We start from the raw sequence: 6,230 nt of genomic DNA, 5'->3' as shown, positions 1-6,230 counted from the left end.
CAGGGCGAGAGCGTGAACATATTGTTAAATTGACTTCAATTCAGCCAGCCCTGAATCCAATACCTTTTCCAGATATGGGCTGCTCATGCCCGCAAATTGCTGCTTCTTCCGCAAGCTTGCCTTACGGCTGGTTTCGGCTCGCAGCATGTTTTGCGCCATGTGTCGTGCACAGGCCAATATTTGAGGGGCATCACCTCGATATATCTGGCAGGCATCCTCATTCATCACGACATCCAGAACCCAGTGCAGGCTATTTTCAATTGCCCAGTGCCCTCGTACCGCTGAAGCAAACTGCTCTGGTGTCAGTTCAGCCGAGCTGATGTAGTAGCGATACTCCATCGAAAATTTTTCCATATTTTCAATTCGATAGGATATTGCGACACCGACAGTCTTCAGCGATTTCCACTCTGGAAATTGCTCTGATAGTGCTCCGGCTGGTAACACATGGTACTCGCGGCCATCGATGCGACCGTGCTCTTTCTCGACACTGAGCGTTTCTTCACTCAGCGGCTTCTTGGTCGACTCGGCCAGAGCTGCGCGTACTGCATTATGCAGTGTGGGCTGGTTACCTTTTACCGCCAGCAAGTAGTCGCCACCGCCCTTGACTATGGTTGAGGCTATTCCAGTCTGGCAGCCCATGGCATCGATGGATACCAGGCAGCCTTTTATATCGAGGAGTGCCAGTAATTCAGGAATGGCGGTGATTTCGTTAGATTTCTCATCTGTTTTGACTTGCCCGAGCACCAGACGATTCTCAGCGGCAAAGGCACTGACCATATGAATGGTAGACTGACGACTGTCTCGGTCGTAAGAGCTGCGTAAGGTCTTGCCGTCAATGGCAATCAGCTCACCATCGGTACGTTCTGATGTTGCTTGCATCCAGCGGACGAAGGCGTTCTGGAATTGCTCCGGTTGAATACGGGAGATGATCCTGGCTATGGTGTCGTGAACAGGTAATCCGTTATGAAACAATCCATTACGCTGAAACCATTCCAGATGTGCCTCGCCGAAAAGCTCGATATCTTCCCAACCTTGAGCTCCACCAATAGCAGCACAGACGGTGAGAAAAACCACATCGAAGAAGGGGTACGCGATTTTGGTTGTCTGACGAGGGTCTTCAAGTTCGGAGAAGAATTGGGTAAATGCCGCTTGATGGTTCATGACGAAACTCCCGTAAAAGAGAGTATAAGATCACACCCTGTTCGGTCGGTCAAATCCTCGTGCCCTGCTTAAAAAACGTTCGCGATCTTGCCCTGCCCTGCACTCCCCACCCGTATCACCTCTCGCCTTATCTTCCGGCCACATCGCTGGGCGCGGTTGGCCCAAGGTGCTAACGTGAATACGCCAGCTGTGCATCTGTCTCGGATGCTCAGGAGAGGCCGACCGTTCACTGCCGCAACTGCGCGGATGAACCTGCATGACTTACATCTTTGAGGGATTATCTATGTCCAGGAATGCTGCTCTGCTCATCACCCTGACCCTGCTCGGTATCGCTCCTGCCCACGCCATCAGCGCCAAATATGCCGAGCAACTGGAGCGATCCGGCTGCACCCAGGTCACCGAGGCGCAGGGCTGTAACATTCACAAAACCAAAGCGGAAAATGCCAAGGCGGGATTTGGCATGGCCGCCCCGGCCACGGAGGGCGGTCTGAATCTGAGCTATGAGCAGAAGCTGGAGCGCTCGGGTTGCACTCAGGTGAGCGAGCTTAATGGCTGCGATATCAACAAAACCAAGGCTGAGAACGCGGCTGCCGGTGTTGGCAATGCTCCGGCCGCGGCAACCAGCGGCAGCCCCTATACGGGCAACTGGATCGCCACCTTCCCCCAAACCGGCGCCACCGTGGCCAATATCCGCATCGATGGCAAGGATCAGGTGTGGGTCAACGACAAGAAGGTCAATGCCAAGAAATCCGATGGCGCGCTGGTGTTCAAGGATGGCATGGTCATCTACACCATTCAGGGGGATCGCCGCATCAAGGGTGAAGATGGCTGGGTCGATAATGATGCCGGCACCAATGGGCCCATCAACGCCAAGTAAACAGCTGACCACGAAATGACGGGGAGCGCGGCCTCCCCGTTTCACACCTGATTGCCCATCTCTTCCAATGACCAGCTCCGCCAGTGAGGGGCCAGAATCAAAACCTCCTGCTCCAGCCAAGTCCCGTCTGTGATCAGCTTCTCAAGCCAGGGAACGCCTGCCGGCGAGCCATAATCATCGACCTGATCAGCCTGCGTCGTCACACGCCAGGGCACCTTGCCACTGCCCGCCGCAAAGGTGCGTACCGGACGGGCGTAATGATCCAGATAAGGTTGCAGTTCACAGGGAAGCCAGAGCATGACCGGTCGATTTAGCTCGCGCGCCAGCTCGACGGCAATATCGATACCCCGTTGATCGAGATCGCCAAAATGTGCCCACTGCACGCCCGCAGGCAGCAGCGGGATCAGCTGCTTGGCCAGGGTGGTATTGCGACCGGGGGCAAAAAGCAGCAGTTGCCCAGGTTGCAGCGGGTAGTCGACAAAGGCCCCCTTGTTCTCCACCGTAATGACCCGCTCCCCTTGCCAGCCGATGGTCGCCAGCGTGCCCAGAGTCCGCTCCGGCAACGCCAATTCCCCCAGCAGCGCCATTATTGCCGTCATATCGTGCTGCTGACCGTGCCGATCGACCAGTGAGAGCGGTTCGAGGGTACGGATGCGGATCACCTCATCCTGCGTGAGCGCCAAGTTCGCAAGCTGTGGCGCTGCAAGGGATGCTGATCGCGGATGCTTGCTGTCCCCATGCCAGAGGGCATAAAAGCAGGCCTGATTGAGCCGTGCAGGCAAACTCACTCCCATTCGTTGCAACTGCTCACGCTTGTCCGGTTCAGGGGGCGCTGCCCGAGCCAGTTGTCCGGTCAGATAAGTCCGCCCCGCTTCGGTCAATATATGACGGGAACTGCGCCCAACTGACTCGACTCCGCCCACCGCCTGCAACAACTCCTTCAACTCGCGGCCATGCCGACTCTCAAGGGAGCACCCCTTCTCGTTCTGGCTATCGAGCAACTTTGCACAGAGCGCCTGTATCTGCACCTCATCAAACAGCGACATCCTCACCTCTCCATGTGGCTTCATATGACGAAGTAGAGGTGATTTTCCCTGTCATTACCGTGACCGGCTTCGCAAGCGGTCCTTATCAGCCCCGCCATGCATGGCCCGTTACTGGTAAACCTGCCACAAAGGGCGCAAGCTGGTTTGATATAGAGATACACTGCGCTCTTCGCGGCACGACAACGCGATACCCGCTTTCACAAGGGCTTGCCATGACCGACGCCACAGACCCATCGCCATCCTCTTCCTGGCATCTTTCGGATATCCGCGAGCTGGCGCACCTGCTGACTCTGGCGCTGCCCGCCGCGGTAGAGATCACCGAAGCGGTACATCAGGCGGTACTGAGCGGTATGGGGCTCAAGGGACGGGATGAGGGAAAAACAGCCGGGATCACCGGGCTGGTCCACAAGGGGGTACATGGCGCCGCCAACAGCCTAAGCAGCGGCATCAACCAACTGCTCAGCCGCATGCCAGCCACACCGCCGCCCCACCAGATCCCCGAAACCCCGAAACGTGCGGCCCTGATCGCCACGCTCAACGGCGTGTTGGGGGACAAGCTGGTCGAGCACCACAATGCCCTCGCCACCCCCATGACACTGCGCTATCAGGGCAAGCCCCTCGATTGGCAAGCGATGCCGGAGGATCTACCCCGCGAGGGACGGGTGCTGCTGATGATCCATGGCCTCTGCATGAACGATCTGCAGTGGCAGACCGAGCATCAAGGCAAGCCGGTCAATCACGGAGAGCAACTTGCCAACGCGCTTGGCTATCAGCCTCTTTACCTGCGCTACAACTCGGGCCTGCCCATCGCACAGAACGGGCAGGCGCTGGCCCTGTTGCTGGAACAGCTGTTCGCCCACTGGCCGGGAGAGCTCAAAGAGATAACGATAATGGGCTATAGCATGGGGGGACTGGTTGCACGCAGCGCCTGCCACCATGCCGGCGTGGCCGGGCTCACCTGGCCTGCACACCTTGCCAACCTGATATTTCTCGGCACACCACACCACGGCGCACCGCTCGAACATGCCGGTCACTGGCTGGAGCAGTTGCTGCCCACCACCGCCTACAGCGAGCCCTTCGTCAGACTGGCACGGCTGCGCAGTGCTGGCATCAAGGATCTGCGCCACGGCAAGGTGATCGAGACGCTCGCCCCACCCGATCCCGCCGCGCCCTTGCGCGATCCCCGCGTCCCACTCCCCTTGCCCTGCAGCGTCAACTGCTATGCCATTGCCGCGACTACCGCCGCCAAGCGCAGCCTGCTGGCCGACCGGTTGATTGGCGATGGACTGGTGCCCCTTCGTAGCGCCCTAGGCCAGCACAGCGAGGCGCGCCATCAGCTTGCCTTTATTCCTGCCCATACCCTGATTGTCTATCGCACCAGCCATATGGCCCTGCTCGCCAGCCCGCAGGTTGGCCAGCAACTGCTGCGCTGGCTCAGCCCCTTGCAGTTATAGCGAGCTGGCTATTAAAGCAACAGAGTGCTGGTTCACAAAGGAGCCCTGTGGCACTCTGGGAGGTCAAAGGAAAGACCCACACTGACACCTGATGTGTCCCCACTGCAAAGGAGCGCCACCGATGGCCAAAGCAAGCAAGAAAGAGATCAAGAAGAAGATCGCCGCTCGTCTTGAGAAAATTGCCAAGCATGAAGGCAAGATCAAGAAGCTGAAGAAGGCCCTGAAGTAGGGCCCATCGCATAAGAAAAACCGCCAGCTGGCGGTTTTTTCATCTCCTTTTCGCCCCTTTACCATCGTTTTGATACCAATGGCCTTGATGTAAACGCCTCAAGCGCACCTCAGCAGAACAACCCGACTGAAGCCACGCACGTTCTCATCGCTGATATTTGGGCTAACAGCGCCAATCGGGCGCCTCGCCCATCCTTACCAGCAACTACCTTCAACGGAGTGTTTGATATGAGCCAGCAGTGGAGCGCCATATGTACTCTTACACCCTCACCTTCAAGGAAGATGTCGATCGCCTGACCGCCCCCGAGCAAGAGATCACCTTGCAGAGCCCCGCTCAGGCGGGGGATTTTATTATCCTCTCCGACGGCAGCCGCCATCAGGTGATGTTTGTCACCCACAGGGCCAACTACAGCAGCCTCTATCTCGATAAAGGGGTCAGGGTGCCGCAAAGCTAGCGAATCATCTGTCAGTTAGCGAAAGCAAAAGAGCGGCACCTAGCCGCTCTTTGATCTCTCTTTATGTGGATTTGCTGTCACAGCACCTTGATCACCGGTTGGTGCACTATCTCGACGTCGTCTTTATAAACCACCAGCTCACCCGGTGGCACGCCTCGCTCACCCAATACGGTTACAACGCACTCGTAGCGATAGGGGCCGCTCGTGAAGAGATAGGTATGATTGCCCCCCGTCCCCTCCACTCTGACGGTGCCATTTTTCAGCACCAGATCCGGCTTGTCGGCGAGCGTCTTGCCCTTGGCCCAGGAGGCGTAGCGATAGTGGCCATCGTCCAACTCGTCGATGCGGATGGTAAATTTCTCGGTCTGCCACATCAGCTCAGGGCTCTTGTACTCCCGCACACTGGGATGCAGACCGCTCTTCTGCCTGGCGATAAGCTCGGCTTTCAATTTGGCGGCCTGCGCAGCCTGATGATTGATACCGATCACCTTGCCATCAAAATCCATCCAGACCTCGCCACTGCCCAGCATGATGCCGCGCCAGCCCATGGTCTGCCAATCCTGCCCGACCCGGGAGGTTGCGATGCTTTTTAAAATGGCGTCATCAAATACCTCGTCAAAACGGGTCAGCATCTCCGCCGGGGTTTTGATGGCGGGAATGGGATACTCCTGCTTGAAAGGGTATTTCATTTGATTGGCAAGGGCCTGATGATCCCGGGCTTCAGCCGCATCGACCAACTGCTGCACAAAGGGGCGATATTCAGCCGGCAACTGCTCTTCGTCGGCTGATACGGGGAGAGCCTCAGAGATCCCCTCATTTTTAGAGACTCAAATAATTCCAAGTGTGCGGGTATATAAGCGGTGTTGCTTCAGGTAGTAGATAAATTTATCCATCAACAAGACCGCATTGGCTTCTTTCATTTTAGGTAGCAACTGGTAATAGATGACCCCTTGCCGAAAGAACGAATAGGTTCGGCTCTTGCTGGTATTGACCTTGATCGTTCTCTCTA

Annotated in this window: 6 protein-coding genes and 1 pseudogene; 3 read left to right on the top strand and 4 right to left on the bottom strand. The window is 56.9% G+C overall.

Features of this window, described 5'->3' with window-relative positions; all coding sequences use genetic code 11:
* Window positions 1-24: 24 nt before the first annotated feature.
* On the bottom strand, window positions 25-1,161 hold the full coding sequence (locus tag AB5Y90_RS02195) for an ISAs1 family transposase (protein ID WP_024943479.1): 1,137 nt from the start codon (window positions 1,159-1,161) through the stop codon (window positions 25-27).
* A gap of 283 nt (window positions 1,162-1,444) precedes the next feature.
* Between AB5Y90_RS02195 and AB5Y90_RS02190 the strand changes: the two genes are divergently transcribed.
* Window positions 1,445-2,038: a hypothetical protein gene (locus AB5Y90_RS02190; RefSeq protein ID WP_257124878.1), complete on the top strand. Its 594-nt coding sequence runs from the start codon at window positions 1,445-1,447 to the stop codon at window positions 2,036-2,038.
* Window positions 2,039-2,079: 41 nt separating this feature from the next.
* On the opposite strand, the gene AB5Y90_RS02185 is transcribed toward AB5Y90_RS02190, so the two are convergent.
* The gene (locus tag AB5Y90_RS02185) at window positions 2,080-3,084 is read right to left on the bottom strand and encodes a Wadjet anti-phage system protein JetD domain-containing protein (RefSeq protein WP_307894959.1); all 1,005 of its coding nucleotides are present in this window, start codon (window positions 3,082-3,084) and stop codon (window positions 2,080-2,082) included.
* A 212-nt stretch (window positions 3,085-3,296) separates the two neighbouring features.
* On the opposite strand from AB5Y90_RS02185, the gene AB5Y90_RS02180 reads away from it, so the two are divergent.
* Together AB5Y90_RS02180 and AB5Y90_RS02175 are read left to right on the top strand one after the other, a co-directional pair.
* Window positions 3,297-4,538: a triacylglycerol lipase gene (locus tag AB5Y90_RS02180; protein ID WP_307894961.1), complete on the top strand. Its 1,242-nt coding sequence runs from the start codon at window positions 3,297-3,299 to the stop codon at window positions 4,536-4,538.
* A 479-nt stretch (window positions 4,539-5,017) separates the two neighbouring features.
* Window positions 5,018-5,221, top strand: coding sequence for a hypothetical protein (locus AB5Y90_RS02175; RefSeq protein WP_110303762.1), 204 nt, complete (start codon window positions 5,018-5,020; stop codon window positions 5,219-5,221).
* Window positions 5,222-5,298: 77 nt separating this feature from the next.
* Here AB5Y90_RS02175 and AB5Y90_RS02170 read toward each other — a convergent pair whose 3' ends face one another.
* Both AB5Y90_RS02170 and AB5Y90_RS02165 read right to left on the bottom strand, forming a co-directional pair.
* Complete coding sequence (locus AB5Y90_RS02170; RefSeq protein WP_368166494.1) at window positions 5,299-6,030, bottom strand: hypothetical protein; 732 nt, start codon at window positions 6,028-6,030, stop codon at window positions 5,299-5,301.
* Between the two features lie 18 nt (window positions 6,031-6,048).
* Window positions 6,049-6,230 (bottom strand): annotated as a pseudogene (locus AB5Y90_RS02165) (IS4 family transposase); the annotation flags it as partial.

This window comes from Aeromonas sp. R4-1, from assembly GCF_040908325.1.
Classification (GTDB): domain Bacteria; phylum Pseudomonadota; class Gammaproteobacteria; order Enterobacterales; family Aeromonadaceae; genus Aeromonas; species Aeromonas veronii.
Note: the sequence above shows the minus strand (reverse complement) of the source record. Positions and strands in the feature narration are given on the sequence as shown.